8 protein-coding genes are annotated in these 16220 nt (G+C 69.4%); 7 read left to right on the top strand and 1 reads right to left on the bottom strand.

Going from position 1 to position 16220, the window contains the following annotated elements:
- Positions 1–174 precede the first annotated feature (174 nt).
- Genes ABZX92_RS24450 through ABZX92_RS24420 form a run of 7 tightly spaced genes read left to right on the top strand, consistent with a single transcriptional unit; the run spans position 175 to position 15023 of the window.
- Complete coding sequence (locus tag ABZX92_RS24450; protein ID WP_355563582.1) at positions 175–6687, top strand: SDR family NAD(P)-dependent oxidoreductase; 6513 nt, start codon at positions 175–177, stop codon at positions 6685–6687.
- The gene (locus ABZX92_RS24445) at positions 6675–10340 is read left to right on the top strand and encodes a beta-ketoacyl synthase N-terminal-like domain-containing protein (RefSeq protein WP_355563579.1); all 3666 of its coding nucleotides are present in this window, start codon (positions 6675–6677) and stop codon (positions 10338–10340) included. The genes ABZX92_RS24450 and ABZX92_RS24445 overlap by 13 nt, the downstream gene beginning before the upstream one ends.
- Positions 10340–10600 carry a phosphopantetheine-binding protein gene (locus ABZX92_RS24440; protein ID WP_355563576.1) on the top strand — a complete coding sequence of 87 codons (261 nt, stop codon included), beginning with the start codon at positions 10340–10342 and terminating at the stop codon, positions 10598–10600. The genes ABZX92_RS24445 and ABZX92_RS24440 overlap by 1 nt, the downstream gene beginning before the upstream one ends.
- Complete coding sequence (locus tag ABZX92_RS24435) at positions 10593–11360, top strand: alpha/beta hydrolase (RefSeq protein ID WP_355563573.1); 768 nt, start codon at positions 10593–10595, stop codon at positions 11358–11360. Before ABZX92_RS24440 ends, ABZX92_RS24435 begins: the two co-directional genes overlap by 8 nt.
- Positions 11357–12484 carry a nucleotide disphospho-sugar-binding domain-containing protein gene (locus ABZX92_RS24430; protein ID WP_355563570.1) on the top strand — a complete coding sequence of 376 codons (1128 nt, stop codon included), beginning with the start codon at positions 11357–11359 and terminating at the stop codon, positions 12482–12484. The genes ABZX92_RS24435 and ABZX92_RS24430 overlap by 4 nt, the downstream gene beginning before the upstream one ends.
- Positions 12481–14238 carry a class I SAM-dependent methyltransferase gene (locus ABZX92_RS24425; protein ID WP_355563567.1) on the top strand — a complete coding sequence of 586 codons (1758 nt, stop codon included), beginning with the start codon at positions 12481–12483 and terminating at the stop codon, positions 14236–14238. The genes ABZX92_RS24430 and ABZX92_RS24425 overlap by 4 nt, the downstream gene beginning before the upstream one ends.
- Positions 14238–15023: a hypothetical protein gene (locus ABZX92_RS24420; RefSeq protein ID WP_355563565.1), complete on the top strand. Its 786-nt coding sequence runs from the start codon at positions 14238–14240 to the stop codon at positions 15021–15023. Before ABZX92_RS24425 ends, ABZX92_RS24420 begins: the two co-directional genes overlap by 1 nt.
- Here the strand turns inward: ABZX92_RS24420 and ABZX92_RS24415 are convergent.
- Positions 15020–16220, bottom strand: a 1201-nt coding sequence (locus ABZX92_RS24415) for a glycoside hydrolase family 3 C-terminal domain-containing protein (protein WP_355563562.1), incomplete at its 5' end; no start/stop codon positions are given. The two genes, ABZX92_RS24420 and ABZX92_RS24415, sit on opposite strands and share 4 nt — an antisense overlap.

The raw sequence follows: 16220 nt of genomic DNA, 5'->3' as shown, positions 1-16220 counted from the left end.
TCAGGTTACGCACATGAGAAAGTTTCATCACCCCCCTCGACGGCGACTGTGGTTTGTGCGTACGGTGAGCCCCGCAATGTACTGGTGAGTAGGTAGCGAACTGAATTCCTTTCTCCCCACCCCCTGCACGGTGAGGAAGCGAGCGCAGTGAACATGCTGTCGGATCGAGATCGGGTGCTGTGTCTGAGTCCGTTCAGCACCCCCAACCCGGCCCTCGTGGTCGCGGCCGAACGAGCGGGCGGCCTCGGCGTGCTCGATCTCGGGCCGCACGCCGCCCGTGACCTGAGTCGTGTCACCGCGCGCCACCCCCGCGCGTTCGGGGTACGGCTGCACGGGCCGTTGACGAGCGCGTTGCCGGACGCCGTCGACACCGTGGTGGTTGATCTCGTTCGTCATGTCCCGAACGTGGCTGAGCTGGGTGAACGCCGGGTACTTGCCATGATCACCTCGGTGGCGGAGGCCGTTGCGGCGATCGAGTTCGGGGCCACCGGGTTGATCGCGAAGGGTGCCGAGGCAGGCGGCCGGGTGGGTGGCTCGCCCGCGTTCGTGTTGCTCCAGCAGGTGCTCGCGATCACCGATCTGCCGGTCTGGGTGGCGGGATCGATCGGGCCGGACACGGCTGCCGCCGCGGTCGCCGGCGGAGCGCGCGGAGTGGTGCTGGAAGGCCAGCTCACGCTAGTCGCGGAGGCTCGAAAACATATTTCCGCTGAAATTGTGAACGCGGTCCGCGCGATGGACGGTGCCGACACCGTCGTGAACGCCGGGTTGCGTGTACATGTTCGTCAGAACACGCTCGAAATTGGTCAAGAAGGCGCGTTCGCGGAATTCAATCGCGTCTCGTTTGGGACCGTCGGAGGCGTCGTCGGCGCGATTCAGCGGGCCATTCGAGACAATGTCGCACAGGCGGGCGAACACCGCTCGATCCGGGCCGGCGGGCCGTTCTGCGACCGCGTCGAGGGCCTGCGCTACCCGATCGCGCAGGGTCCGATGACGCGGGTCAGCGACCAGCCCGCGTTCGCTCAGGCCGTCGCGGAGGGTGGTGCGCTGCCGTTCCTCGCGCTCGCGCTGATGGACGGTCCAGCGGTCCGCGAACTCCTCGAAACGACCGCTGAGAAGCTCGGCGACCGGCCGTGGGGTGTCGGTCTGCTCGGGTTCGCACCGCCGGAACTGCGCGCCGGGCAGCTTGAGGCCGTGCTGGCGGTCCGGCCGCGGTACGCGATCGTCGCCGGTGGCACGCCCGCGCAGGCACGTGAGCTGGAAGCGGCGGGCATCGAGGCGTTCCTGCACGTGCCCTCGCCCGCGCTGTTGCGCCGGTTCCTGGACGAGGGCGCGCGCAAGTTCGTCTTCGAGGGTTCGGAGTGCGGCGGGCACACGGGCCCACGATCCAGCTTCACGTTGTGGCAGCAGCAGATCGAAGTGTTGCGTGGCCGCGAGAAGGACGTTGTCGCGCTCTTCGCAGGTGGCATCCACGACGCGCGCTCGGCTGCGATGATCGACGCGATGACCGCACCGCTGGCGGCACGTGGTGCGGCGATCGGCGTTCTCGTCGGCACGGCGTACCTGTTCACCGAGGAAGCCGTCACGCACGGTGCCATCCAGCCGGTGTTCCAGCAGGTCGCGCTCGAATGCGAGGACACCGCTCTGCTGGAAACCTCGCCGGGCCACGCGGTCCGCTGCGCGCAGACGTCCTATGTGGACACGTTCGAGCAGGCCCGCGCCGAGCTGAAGGACCTGCCGAAGCAGGAGAGCTGGGAGAAGCTCGAACAGCTCAACCTGGGACGGCTGCGGCTCGCCAGCCGGGGCCTGGTCCGCGGCGAGGGCGGGCTGGTCGAGGTCGGCGAGGACGAACAGCGCCGCGAAGGCATGTTCATGATCGGCCAGGTCGCCACGCTGCGGCACGAGCGCACCACGATCGCCCGGCTGCACGAGGACATCGTCTCCGGCCAGGTCCCCGAGACCACCGCGGAGACCACTGGCCAGCAGCCGTTGGACGTCGCCATCGTCGGCATGGCGGCGATCATGCCCGGCGCGAAGGACGTCGCCGAGTTCTGGGCGAACATTCTCAAGGGCACGGACTCCGTCACGGAGATTCCCGAGGACCGCTGGTCGCCCGAGCGCTACAACAGCCCGTTCAAGTGGGGCGGGTTCATCCCGCGCACGGCGTTCGACCCGCTCGCGTACGGCATCCCGCCCGCCTCGCTGACGTCGATCGAACCGGCGCAGCTGCTCGCGCTGGAGGTGTCGGCACGGGCGTTGAAGGACGCCGGATACGCGACGCGGGTGTTCGACCGCGAACGCACCTCGGTGATCTTCGGCGCCGAAGCCGGTGCCGACCTGGCGAACGCCTACACGGTCCGCACCGCGTTGCCGGCGCTGGGAATCCGCGGCCTGGACGACCACCTGCCCGCGCTCACCGAGGACTCGTTCCCCGGCGTGCTCGGCAACGTGATCTCCGGGCGCGTGGCGAACCGGCTCGACCTCGGTGGCGCGAACTACACCGTCGACGCGGCCTGCGCGTCGAGCCTGGCCGCTTTGGACGTGGCGTGCAAGGAACTCGTCGGCGGCACCAGCGACATGGTGTTGTGCGGCGCTGTCGACCTGCACAACAGCGCGCACGACTACCAGATGTTCGCTTCCGTGAAAGCCTTGTCCGCCAAGGGACGCTGCTCCACCTTCGACTCCGGTGCGGACGGCATCGCGCTCGGTGAGGGCGTGGCGTGCCTGGTGCTCAAGCGACTCGAAGACGCCGAACGCGACGGCGACCGGGTCTACGCGGTGATCAAGGGCATCGGCGCGTCGAGCGACGGCCGGTCTCGCGGCCTCACCGCGCCGCGTCCGGAAGGTCAGCAGCGAGCACTGCAACGGGCCTACGCGTCGGCCGGGTTGCCGGTCACGTCGGTCGGGCTGGTCGAGGCGCACGGCACCGGAACCGTGGTGGGCGACCGCACCGAACTGGCGGCGCTGACCGAGATGTTCTCCAGCGCCGAACCCGGCACCTGCACGATCGGCTCGGTGAAGTCGCAGATCGGCCACACCAAGTGCGCGGCAGGACTCGCGGGCGTGATCAAGGCGGCGCTGGCCGTCCACACCGGACTGCGGCCCGGCACGTTGCACGTCAAGCAGCCCAACGCGTTCTGGAACGCGGAGACCAGCCCGTTCACGTTCGGCCACCGCACCTGGGCGAGCAAGGACCGGGTCGCGGGCGTCAGCGCGTTCGGCTTCGGCGGCACGAACTTCCACACCGTCATCGCCGGCTACGACGGCGCCGACGAGCCGTGGCACGGCCTGACCCAGTGGCCCGCCGAGCTGTTCCTGATCCGAGGTGACGATCAGGCCGCGGCGCAACGGGAAGCAGCTCGGCTCGCCGCGATCGTCGATGCCAGGACGCCGTTGCGAAACCTGGCCGCGGCGTGCGGCAGCGGCACGGTCCAGGCGGCGTTCGTGGTCAGCGATCACGACGGCCTGCGCAAGGCGCTCGCGGACGTCGAGACCTGGCGATCCAGCGAGACGGTGAAGCTGCGCGGGGGAGAGCGGCCCGAGGTCGCGTTCCTCTACCCCGGGCAGGGCAGCCAGCGACCGGGCATGCTGCTCGACCTGGTCACGGCCTTCCCGCGGCTGCAGGACTTCGTGGACGCCCGCTACGAGCGCGTGATGTACCCACCGGCCGCGCTCACCGCCGAAGACGTCGCCAGGCAACGCGCGGCGATCACCGACACCCGGATGGCTCAGCCGACGCTGGGAATCGCCGGGCTCATGGTCACCGCGCTGCTGGAATCCGTTGGTGTGCGGCCGGATCTGGCCGGCGGCCACAGCTACGGCGAACTGGTCGCGCTCGCCGCAGCCGGTGTGTTCGAGCCCGCCGACCTGCTCGACCTCAGTGCCGCGCGCGCCGAGGCGATGCTGGAAGCGGTCGGTGAAGACCCCGGCACGATGGCCGCGGTGTCCGCGCCACTGGCCGAGGTCGAGGCGCTGCTGCCGTCGGATGTCGTGGTGGCCAACCACAACGCGCCCGACCAGGTCGTGATCTCCGGTCCGACCGAGGCCGTGCGCAACGCCGTGGAGCTGCTGAAGAACGCCGGGCTGAGCGTGAAGAGCATCCCGGTCGCCGCCGCGTTCCACAGCCCGTTGATGGCGGGCGCGCGCGATCGGTTCGCGGCCCGTTTGCAGGCCATTTCCATTGGTGAGACGGCTTTCCCGGTGTGGTCGAACGTCACCGCCGAGCCTCACACCGACGTCCGCGCGGGCCTGGCCGCGCAGCTCGCGGGCCGGGTGCGTTTCGTGGACCAGATCGAGTCGATGTACGCGGCGGGCGCTCGGATCTTCGTCGAGGCCGGACCGGGCGGCGTGCTGACGTCGTTGGTCGGCAAGACCCTCGGCGACCGCCCGCACCAGACGTTGCGCTGCGACGACCACGTGACGTTCCTGCACACGCTGGCAGAGCTCGCGGCCGCCGGCGTCGAGGTCGATGCCGCACCGCTGTTCGAGGACAGGGCCGAACCCGCCGCGGTCGTGCCGCCGCGGCCGGGCTGGTACGTGGATGGAGGTCTCGTGCGGGACGCGAACGGCGACGCCCTACCCGGTGGGCTCAGGCCCGCCACGGAGTTCCCGACCCTGAAGATCGGCTCGGGGCTGGGGCGAGACGAGATCATCGAGAAGTTCCTGGACGGCATGCGCGACGCGGTGAGCGCACAGCGCGACGTCCTGCTGAGCTACCTCGGCAACACCCCCGCCGCACCGGCCCCGATGCCGGTCATCGAGCACACGACCACGAAGGCACCGGCACCGCAGCCGCAGGCAGAAGACGTGGCCACGGTGGTACTTCGAACCATCAGCGAACGCACGGGCTACCCGATCGAGATGCTGCAGCCTGGCCTCGACCTCGAAGCCGACCTCTCGATCGACTCGATCAAGCGCACCGAGATCGTCGGCGAACTGGCCCAGAAGCTGGGCGCGTCCGGATCGATCGACGAACTGGCTCAGCTGAAGACCATCGATGGCCTGGTCGGCTGGCTCGGCACGGCGTCCGCAAGTACCACCAACCCGCAGTTGGTAGTGCTTGCAGACGCCTCGAAGTCACCGGCCCGGGACGTCCGGGCGGTCGTCGTGCAGACGATCAGCACCCGCACCGGATACCCGGTCGAGATGCTCCAGCCCGGACTGGACCTGGAAGCGGACCTGTCGATCGACTCGATCAAGCGGACCGAGATCGTCGGCGAGCTGGCCTCCGAGCTGGGTGCGACGGGTTCTGTGGACGAGTTGGCGCAGCTGAAGACGATCGAGGCCATCGTCGGCTGGTTCGGTTCGGCGTCCGCAAGTACTACCAACTCGCAGTTGGCGGTACTTGCAGACGTCCCGGCAGCTGGGCGGCTGGTGCGGTTGGTGCCGCAGGTCGTGCCCGCCGAGCCCGCCGAACCCGTCGACCTCACCGGCAAGACCGTGCTGATCATCGACGACAACGGCATCGGGCTCGAACTGGCCGACCTCATCGAGAAGCACGCCACCCGCCCGCGGATCCAGCCGGTGTTCCCGGACGACCTCACCGGCGTCGACGTCGTGGTCCGGCTCGGCGGACGGCTGCCCGAGGCGTTCAGCGAGGTCAAAGCCTGTGTCACCAACGGAGTCGCGCTCGTCGTGGTCACCACGGGCGGCGGCACGTTCGGCTTCGACCACGCCCCGGACGAGCTGCCCGCGGACATCGGCCTGCACGGCCTGATCCGCACGGCCGCTCTGGAGTACCCGGATCTCGTGGTGCGCGCGGTCGACGTCAACTCCAAGGAGAGCCACCGCGACATCGCCACGGCGTTGCTCGCGGAGATCGGCCCCGGCCCGGCGGTCGTCGGCTACCACGCGGGCAGGCGCCAGGTCATCGAAGCCGTACCTGCTGAGCTCGAAGCAAAGCCTCTCGAACTCGGTCAGGACAGCGTCGTGTTGCTGACCGGTGGCGCGCGAGGCATCACCGCGCTGGCCGCCACGGCGCTCGCCGAACGCACGGGCTGCCACGTCGAACTCCTCGGTCGCACCCCGATCGCGGCCGAGGACCACCGGCTCACCCACGCCACCACCGAGCCCGAGCTGGTGAAGGCGCTGTTCGAGCTGGGCGAGAAGGACAACGTCCCGGCCAAGGCACGGAAGGTGCTGGCCGAACGCGAAGTCCGCCAGACCATGGACCGGTTGCGCGCCAGGGCATCGAGCGTCCGCTACCACGAGTGCGATGTCACGGACGCCGAAGCGGTCAGCAAGGTCATCGACGACATCAAGGCCAGGTTCGGCAAGATCGACGGCGTCATCCACGGCGCGGGCGTGCTGGACGACAAGCTGATCGAGGCCAAGACACAGGAATCGTTCGACCGCGTCTGGGCCACGAAGGTCAACGGCGCCAAGGCGTTCAACGACGGTTTCCTGGTCCTGTTCGGCAGCGTCAGCGGCGTGTTCGGCAACCGCGGTCAGGCCGACTACTCGGCCGCGAACGACGCCCTCGACCGGATGGCCAGGTTCTGGGGCACGCACCGCCGCGTCGTCGCCGTCGACTGGGGCCCGTGGGCCGGCGCGGGCATGGCGGTGGGCCTCGCCGACGAGTACGCGCGGCGCGGCATCCCGTTGATCGAGCCGCAGCAGGGCGTGGACGCGTTGCTGAACGAGATCGCCTCCGGCAAGGACGTGCAGGTGGTCTACCGATGGGAGGCATAGCGATCGTCGGGATCGGCGCCGTCTTCCCCGGTGCCCCCGACGCGACGACGTTCTGGCGCAACATCGTCAGCGGCGTGGACGCGATCGGGCAGATCCCGGCAGGCCGCTGGGACCCGGCCACCTACTACGACCAGGGCAGCACGTCCGGCGACCGGTTCTACTGCCGCAAGGGCGGTTTCGTCGACGACCTGGCCGAGTTCGACCCGACCAGGTTCGGCATCATGCCCTCCACTGTGGACGGTGCTGAACCGGACCAGCTGCTCGCCCTCGCCACGGCTGCCGAAGCCATCGCGGACGCGGGCGGCGAAAGCACACTTCCGGCGCGAGACCGCATCGGCGTGATCGTCGGCCGCGGTGGCTACCTCACGCCCGGCTGCGCCCGCCTCGACCAGCGCGTGCGGCTCGCGGACGAGGTCATCTCGGTCGTCCGCGACCTGTTCCCGAACCTGGCCGGAGCCGAGCTCAGCACTGTTCGCCAGGCCATTCGCGACCGGCTCGGCCCGGAGCAGCCCGAATCGTCGATCGGCCTGGTGCCGAACCTCGCGGCCTCCCGCATCGCCAACCGGTTCGACCTCAAGGGCACCGCCTACACGGTCGACGCGGCCTGCGCGTCCGGTTTGGTCGCCGTCGAGCACGCCGTCCGTGAGCTCCAGGAGGGCCGCGCGGACGCCATGCTCGCCGGGGCGGTGCACGTCTGCCACCACCCGACGTTGTGGAGTGTGTTCACGCAGCTCAGGGCGTTGAGCCCGACCGAGCGCATCAAGCCGTTCGACGCGAGCGCGGACGGCACGCTGCTGTCCGAGGGCGTCGGCATGGTCGTGCTGAAGCGGCTCGAAGACGTCGGTGACGAGCGTGTCTACGCGGTGATCCGGGGCATCGGCACGGCCAGCGACGGCCGCGCGACCAGCATGATGACGCCCAACCCCGAGGGCCAGCTCCTCGCCGTGCAACGGGCTTGGGACAGCGCCGGACTCGACCCGAAGCGGGACGGGCTCGGTCTGATCGAGGCCCACGGCACCGCCACCCCCGCCGGTGATGCCGCGGAACTCGCCACGATGATCAACGCGTTCGGCGCGGAGGGCGACGAGATCGGCATCGGCACGGTGAAGTCGATGATCGGCCACGCCATGCCCGCCGCCGGCATGGCCGGGCTGATCAAGGCCGCGCTGGCCCTGCACCACAACACCCTGCCGCCCACGCTCCACGTCGAGCAGCCTCACTCAGCGCTCAAAGACACCAGGTTCGCCCCGGTCAAGGAAGCCCGCGAGTGGAGCGGTCCGCACCGCGCGGTCGTGAACGCGTTCGGCTTCGGCGGCATCAACGCGCATGCCGTGCTCGACGGCCACACCGTCGCCAAGCCGCGCAAGCCGGTCATGATGTTCGCCGCCGACACGGCCGAAGAGCTGGCCAGGGCGTTGAAGGAACGCCGGACGTCCAGCGCGGACCGGGCGTTCCGGCTGGCCATCGGCAATCCGGACGACCGCAAGCTCAAGCTCGCCGAACGCGTGATCGCCCAGGGCAAGGCGTGGCCGGGCCGCCACGACATCTGGTTCGCCCACGAACCGCTGCTGACCAGCACGGACCAGGTCGCGTTCCTGTTCCCGGGCTTCGAGCGCGAGTTCAGCGGCGAGGTCGTCGACCACGCCGTTCAGCTGCTGCAGGACGGCCGCCGCGACGCCCGCGAGCTGATGGCGCTCGGCATCACGCCGGGAGCGCTCGCCGGGCACAGCATGGGCGAGTGGACCGCGATGGTCGTCGGCGGCATCTACCCGACGATCGACGAGTTCGTCTCGGCTCTCGGCCCCGGTGCGGTGGCGGTCGTGGACATCGCCTACGCCGCGCTGGGCTGCGACGCGGGAACCGCCGAGAAGTACCTGGCGAAAGGCGTGACGGTCAGCCACGACAACTGCCCGCACCAGTCGGTGATCTGCGGCCCGATCGACCAGCTCGAACTCGTCCTGGAACGCTTGAAGGCCAACGGCGTGATGGCTCAGCTGATGCCGTTCCGCACCGGCTTCCACACCCCGGCGCTCGCCCCGTACCTGGGCCAGGCCAAGCAGATGCTCGACCAGCTGCCGGTTCGCGCCTCGGACATCCCGGTCTGGTCCGCGAACTCCCTCGAACCCATGGCCGCGGCTGACGTTCGCGAACTGGTGCTGCGCCACCTGGTCGAGCCGGTGAAGTTCCGGCCGCTGCTGGAACGCCTGCACGGAGCGGGTTTCCGGGCGTTCGTCCAAATCGGACAGGGCAGCCTGCCGGGGTTCGTCTCGGACACCCTGTCAGATCGGCCGCACATCGCGGTGAACGCCGACATCGCCCCGGAAGCGCTGTGGGCGTTCGGGCTCAAGCGCGGCACCGCCCACAAGGTCAAGCTGCAGCTCGGCACCCCCAAGATCAAGCTCGACGCCATCGGCACCGAGCCGGTGCTGGTCGCCGACGACAGCCCGATGTCGGCCGCGGTCAACAAGCTCCTCGCCCACACCAACGCCGTGGCGCGCGAGGTCGCCGGCGCGCTGAGGCCGAACGAGGCCGGGTTCACCCGCGAGTTCTCGCTCCGAACCATGCCGGAACTCGTTGACCACTCGGTGTTCCCGCAGGCGCCGGGCTGGCCGGACCTCGCGGACGGGTTCCCGATCGTGCCCGCGACCGGTTTGCTGGAGGTGTTCGCCGACGCGGCCCGCAGGCTCACCGGTGGCACCGTGCACGGGTTCGCCGAGGTCAAGGCCAAGCGCTGGCTCACCGCACTGCCCGCGACCACGGTGAAGATCACCGCTCGTGCGGAAGGCTCCGAACGCGTCGTGGTGAAGGTCGGCGACTACGCCGAGGGCGTCGTGCTGATGGCCCCGGTCAAGGGCCAGCGCCTGAACGAGCAACTCGAAGGCGTTCGCGAAGCCCCGGTCAGCGCCGAAGAGCTGTACCGGGACAACTGGATGTTCCACGGACCGGCGTTCGCGGGCGTCACGAAGATCGACTGCTTGGCGGACAACGGAATCGCGGGTGTGCTGACGCCGTTGCCCGCGCCCGGAGCGTTGCTGGACAGCGCGGGACAGCTCATCGGTCACTGGATGCAGGTCAGCCTCACCGTCGACCAGACCGTGCTGCCGACCGGGATCGAACAGGTCTCGTTCCACGGCCCGGTGCCGACCGGCGACGTCCAGTGCACGGCCTGGATCCGCTCGGTGACCGCCCAGGAGATGGTCGCCGACGCCGAGCTGACCGTGAACGGCGTGCTGTGGTGCCGGATCACCGGCTGGACCACCCGCAGGTTCACCACGGACGACCGGATCTGGCAGGTGAAACTGCGACCCGGTACCGAAATGCTGTCCATTCAGGATGGTGGCTGGCTCAAGGTGCGCGAGAACTGGTCTGACAGCGCGACCAGAGACCTGATCATGCGCCGCTACCTGAACTCGGCCGAAAGACTGCACTACGGCGGACTGGACGTGCCTGCCCAGCGGGACTGGCTGCTGCGCGTGATCGCGGTGAAGGACGCGGTGCGCGCGTGGCTGTGGGACCGCGGCGCCGGGCCCGTCTACCCGGCGGAACTGACCGTCGACGCCTCAGCTCGGGTGCGCGGAGCCTTTGCCGTGCCGCAGATCGAAGTTGTGTCGGAACTGGGCAACGCCGCCGCCCGCGTGCGAACGGAGAAGTGATGGACGAGGTGCTGGAGCAGGTCGCGAAGATGATCACCGAGGTGGTCGGGCCTGACTTCCTGCTGGGCGTGGAGATCACCCACGACACCACGTTCAGCGACGATTTAGGCCTCGAGTCGATCGAGTTCGTCGCGTTGGCGGACAAGCTCAACGCGCACTACGGCGTCGACCTGGTGGCGTTCCTGGCGGACATGGACATCGACGAGATCATGGCGATGTCCGTCGGCCGTCTCGTCGACCACATCACGGCTCGTGTCTGACGTTCACGCCCGAGGGCTGCGATTTCACGTGCAGCGGCTCGGGCCAACCGATGCACCGACCGTGGTTTTCGTGCACGGCCTGGTGATGGACAACCTGTCCAGCTTCTACTACACGCTCGCCGCGCCGCTGGCCAAGGCCGGGTTCGGCACGGTGCTGTTCGACCTGCGCGGCCACGGCCTGTCCGAACGGCCGCCATCTGGTTACACGCCGGAGGAAAGCGCGCTCGACCTGATCGCCGTGCTGGACGAGATCGGTGTGACCGACCCGGTTTACCTGCTGGGCAACAGTTACGGCGGCGTGGTCGCCATGCACGCGGCCGTCCAGGCTCCCGAACGCGTCGGCGGCGTCGTGCTCGTCGAGTCGGCGTGCGGGGGAGTGGTCGGCGACGCGTGGTTCGAGGACATCACCAACACGCTGACCGTCGCCGCGCTGGGCCTGGAGTTCGACCGCACACAGGACCAGCTGATGGCTCTGGGCCAGCGCAAGATCGCGCGGCTTGCCGTGAACGCCAACGCGTTGCTCAACGGGACCACGCTGATCGACGACCTCGGCTCCGGCGCGAAGCTCGACCTTACGCAGGTGCACTGCCCGGTGCTCGGCGTGTTCGGTGCCGAGTCCGAGCTGATCGGGGCCGCGGCGGAACTGCGGGAGCGGATCCCGTCGTGCCGGCTGCACATCGTGTCCGGGCTCGGCCACACCGTGCTGCGCGAAGCGACCGCCGAGCTGCTCGACGTGCTGCTGGACTGGTTGCCGTCATGAGCCGGTTCCTGTTCGTGGTGCCGCCGCTGACCGGCCACATCAACCCGACCGCCTCGGTGGGCGGCGAGCTGCTGGCGCGCGGGCACGACGTGGCGTGGGTAGGGCATCCGCGGACCCTGAAGCCGCTGCTGCCGGACCACGCGGTGGTGTTCCCGGCGATCGACGACCTGCTGGAAGCCGACATCCGGGCGAAGCGGGAGCGGTGGCTCGGGCTGCGCGGGATGGCGGTGCTCAAGTTCTTCTGGGAAGAGTTCCTGATTCCGCTCGGGCACGCGATGGTCCCCGGTGTCTCGCAGGCAGTGACGGCGTTCGAGCCGGACATGATCATCGCGGACCAGCAGGCGCTCGCGGGACCTCTGGTGGCTCAGCACGCCTACCTGCCGTGGGCGACGTCGGCCAGCACGTCGGCTGAGCTGGTCAATCCACTGAGGACGATGCCGAAGGTCGACGCCTGGGTGCGCGACCTGTTGCACGACTTCGCGGGTGGGGACATCAGGTTCTCGGACCGGCTGGTGCTGGTCTACAGCTCGAAGGCGCTGGTGACGGGGGAGTTCGGCGACCAGGTCGCGTTCGTGGGGCCGGCACTGGCTCATCGCGTGGAACGCGTGGACTTTCCGTGGGAGAAGCTCACCGGTCAACGACTGGTGCTCGTTTCGCTGGGAACGTTGAACGGTCCTGCCGGCGAACGTTTCCTCGGCCAGGCCCTGGAAGCGGTCTCTGATCTCGATGTGCAGGTGGTCATGGTCGCCGGCCCGCGGCCCGCTCCACCCAACGTCCTGATGCTCCCCTCGGTGCCCCAACTCGCGCTGATGCCACACCTCAGCGCGGTCGTCACGCACGGCGGGCACAACACGGTGTGCGAGGCGTTGGCGCACGGGTTGCCGCTGGTCGTGGCTCCGATCCGGGACGACCAGCCGACCGTCGCCGCCCAGGTCGTCGCGGCCGGGGCAGGCGTCCGGCTGACCTACTCGCGGGCACGGGCCGCTGATATTCGCAGTGCGTTGGAATCGGTGCTGGACGAGCCGGAGTACGCGGCCGCCGCCGAGCTGGTGCGGGAGTCGTTCTTGGCGGCAGGCGGCGCGGCAGCCGCGGCCGACCGACTGGAAAAGGTGGTGGCCGGGTGATCCTCAGCGTGTTGGTGGTGCTCGTCGTCCTGGTGGACGTGCTGCGCCTGCGTTCCCGCGCGTCCAAGCTGCGAGTGCTCGCTCAGGGCGCGGGCGAGCACTCGCTTCTCCCTGTCACGATCTCTGGCACCGGAGTCCATCCCGAGGGCTCGTGGGTGACCGACGCGGATCTCGTCGACCTGATCCCGCCCGATCTGCCGACCGTTGCCGCACTGGACTTGCTGGGCGCGTTCGACCCGGCCAAGTACCGCGACGACAAGTGGGCGCGCGGGATCAGCGCGTCGCAGGCCGTGCTGGTGCGGGAGCAGTTCGTCGAGGAGATCAACCCCGACGACCCGACCGAGTTCGTCGCGTATGTGCGTCGCATCAAGGACAACGTGCGAGTGCGGGTCGACATCGCGGTCGCGCCGGGGTTGAAGGCAGGGCCTTACGACCTCGGGTACCGCGCGGCGACGCTCAAGCAGTTCGGGAAGCGGCCGGCGCTGTGGATCGCGGGCTCGGTGATCGGGTACGCGTCCGTGGTCGCGGCGCTTGTCGTGAACTGGCAGTGGGGACTCGCTGCGCTGGCCGCGTACTGGGCGCACCCGCTGCTGGTCTTCGCGGGGACCCCGCTCAAGCCACGTGACCTGTGGGTGCCGCGGTTCCTGCGCACGCCCTACCTGTGGCTGAAGACGTCCGGTGGCAAGAAGTCCACGGCCGACAAGCGCCAGGCCGAGCACCTCAAGCAGGCCGCGCCCTGGTACGAGGCGAACCGCCACAAGGACTTCCGCGAAGCCCGGCGCGACAACTGCCCCTCCTGCAGCAGCACGGATCTGCGTCTCTGGGTGACCGCGACGGATCTGGTGCAGCGCAAGCCCGGCACGTTCACGATGGACCGTTGTGTCCGATGTGGACACGTCTGGCAGAACCCGCGCCTCTCCGAAGAAGGCCTCGGCTTCTACTACCGCGACTTCTACGACGGTCTTGGTGAGACGTCGGCGGAAGCGGTGTTCTCCGGCAAGAACGACCCGTACTACGGCCGGGCGCGGTTGGTGGAGCCGTTCACGAAGCCGGAGCGGTGGCTGGACGTCGGGTCCGGGCACGCGCACTTCTGCCTGGCCGCCAAGGAAGTGCTGCCGCAGACGGCGTTCGACGGCCTCGACCAGGGTGCGGCCATCGAGGACGCGGCTCGGCTCGGCCGGATCGAACAGGCTTATCGGGGCAGCTTCAAGGAGTTCGCGGGCGAGCTCAAGGGCCGATACGACGTGATCAGCATGCACCACTACCTGGAGCACGTGCGGGATCCGTGGGAGGAGCTGGACATCGTCGCCGACGTGCTGCCCGACGGCGGTTACCTGCTGATCGAGCTACCGGACCCGGAGTGGCGGCTCGGCCGGTTGTTCGGCAAGTACTGGATGCCGTGGTTCCAGCCGCAGCACCAGCACATGATGCCGATCGGCAACCTGGAGCACGCGCTCGCCGACCGCGGACTGACCACGGTGGCCACCGAACGCGCGAAAGCCCACCTGTGCAACGACTTCACGCTCGCGTTGCTGCTCTTCCTCGGCAACGTCGCACCGCGCACGCCCGCGCCGTGGCGTCCGGAACGGGTGCGGCTGCGCCGGACCCGCAGCTTCCTGGTGTGGTCGTTGGGGATTCCGGCGTTCTTCGTCGCGATGGCGCTGGACCAGACGGTGAACCGGTTCATCGCGGCCCGCACCGGCAACGGCAACGCCTACCGGCTGCTGGCCCGGAAAACGGCACAGCAAGCATGATGGACATCGCGGATCGGCCTGAGATCGCGCCGGAGCTCAGGCTGGTGCCGCACGCGTTCCGGCGGACGTTCGGCAGGCCCGCACAGGGCGTCTGGTACGCGCCAGGCGTTCTGAACCTGCTCGGTGGCGCGGTGAAGGTGCACGCCAAGTGGGGCGCCATCGTGGCGGGGGACAAGCGCGACGACGGCAAGCTCGAACTCGTATCGGTGAACCGCCCGACCGAACGCGCTCTCCTGCCGTCCGACGACGTCCCAGCCTGGGCAGCGGGCCTCTCGGCAACGGGCGGCGCCACCCTGATGTGCAGCGTCGACCTCCCGCAAGGCAGCGGCCTGTCCGCCTCCGAGGCACTCGGAGCGGCAGTCGGGTTGGCACTCCGGGACCTCGCGGGAACCCCCGACGTTCGCGATGAAGGGAACCTTCATCCACCTCAGGTCGATGAAGGTTCCCTTCATCGGTTTCTTGTCGTGGACACGCGGGTGCGCAGGGAGGAGCGGCAGGTGGCGCGGCCGTTCGGCTATGACGGTGGGGATCTCGGGGCGGCTTTGACCGAGTACCACCGCGCTCAGGAGCCGGATCCGGAGCAGGACGCGGTGGTGGAAGCCGCGCTGGCCGCGGGAGCGTCGGGTGCCAGCATGCTGATCGACTCGCCGGGCAGGCCCGCTGTCGCACTGGTCGACGCGGACCTCGTCCCGGCGGTGAAGAAGGCGATCACGAAGGCGGTGGAGATCCCTCCCCGCTACCTCACGATCGTGCCCGGTACCCTCAGTAGTTTCAGTCTTGGCTAAAACTGCGGCTTCACGGTGAACTCGGCCCGGCGCAGGTCCTTCGAGTTCGGACCCACCAGGAGGACGAACTCGCCGGGCTCGACCACGCGTGACCCGTGCTGGTCGACGATCGTGCACGCGGACACGGGCAGCTCCAGCGCGACCTTCGCGGTCTCGCCGGGCGCCAGGTCGACCTGCTTGAACGTCTTGAGCTCCTTGTCCGCCCAGCTCACCGACGTCACGGCGTCGCTCACGTAGACCTGCACGGTCTCGCGGGCGGGCCGGGAGCCGGTGTTGGTCAGCGTGATCGAGGCCCGCACGGTCTCGTCCGGCCGCAGCACCGCCGTCTCGACGTGCAGGTCGCCGTACTCGACGGTCGTGTACGACAGGCCCTCGCCGAACGCGAACGCGGGCTCTTGCGTCAGGTCGGCGTAGCGCGAACCGTGCTGGCCGCGGATCTGGTTGTAGTACGTCGGCTGCTGGCCGGCGTGCGCGGCGAACGAGATCGGCAGGCGCCCGCTCGGTTCGATCAGGCCGTGCAGCAGCTCGGCGATCGCGCGGCCGCCCTGCATGCCGGGGTTCGCGACCCACACCAGCGCGGCGGCGTTGCGGGCCGATTCCGGCAGCACCAGCGGCTTCGAGGCGAGCAGCACGACGATCATCGGCTTGCCGGTCTCGGCGAGCGCGTCCAGCAGGGCGATCTGGCCGCCGATCAGGTCGAGCGTGGCCGTGGAGCGGCCCTCGCCGACGAGTTCGATGCGGTCACCGACGACGGCCACCACGTAGTCGGCGTTCTCCGCCGCTGCCACGGCTTCTGCGATGAGATTCGGGTCGGGATCGCACGGCCGCACGATCCGAGGCCGCGGCTGGCCGTCGGGGAACGTGTCGCCTGCCGGATCCGGTTCCAGCGTGAGGATGTCGGCACCACGGGCGTACGTGACGTCCTGGGAGAGTTCTCCGAGTCCGTCCAGGATCGTGGTGATCATCTCGCGCGGCTGGCCGTTCGGGATCCAGTCGGCTTGGCCGGACGAGCCCGCCCAGTCGCCGAGCTGGGTCTGCGGGTCGTCGGCGAGCGGGCCGACGACCGCGATCTTGCCCTTGGCGAGCGGCAGCACGCCGTCGTTGCGCAGCAGCACGAGCGACCGGCGCGCGACCTGCAGGTTCAGCGCCACGTGGTCGTCGTGGTTGATCATGCTCTGCTGGCGTGCGGTGTCGGGG

The organism is Lentzea sp. NPDC006480 (assembly GCF_040611995.1).
Classification (GTDB): Bacteria; Actinomycetota; Actinomycetes; order Mycobacteriales; family Pseudonocardiaceae; genus Lentzea.
Note: the sequence above shows the minus strand (reverse complement) of the source record. Positions and strands in the feature narration are given on the sequence as shown.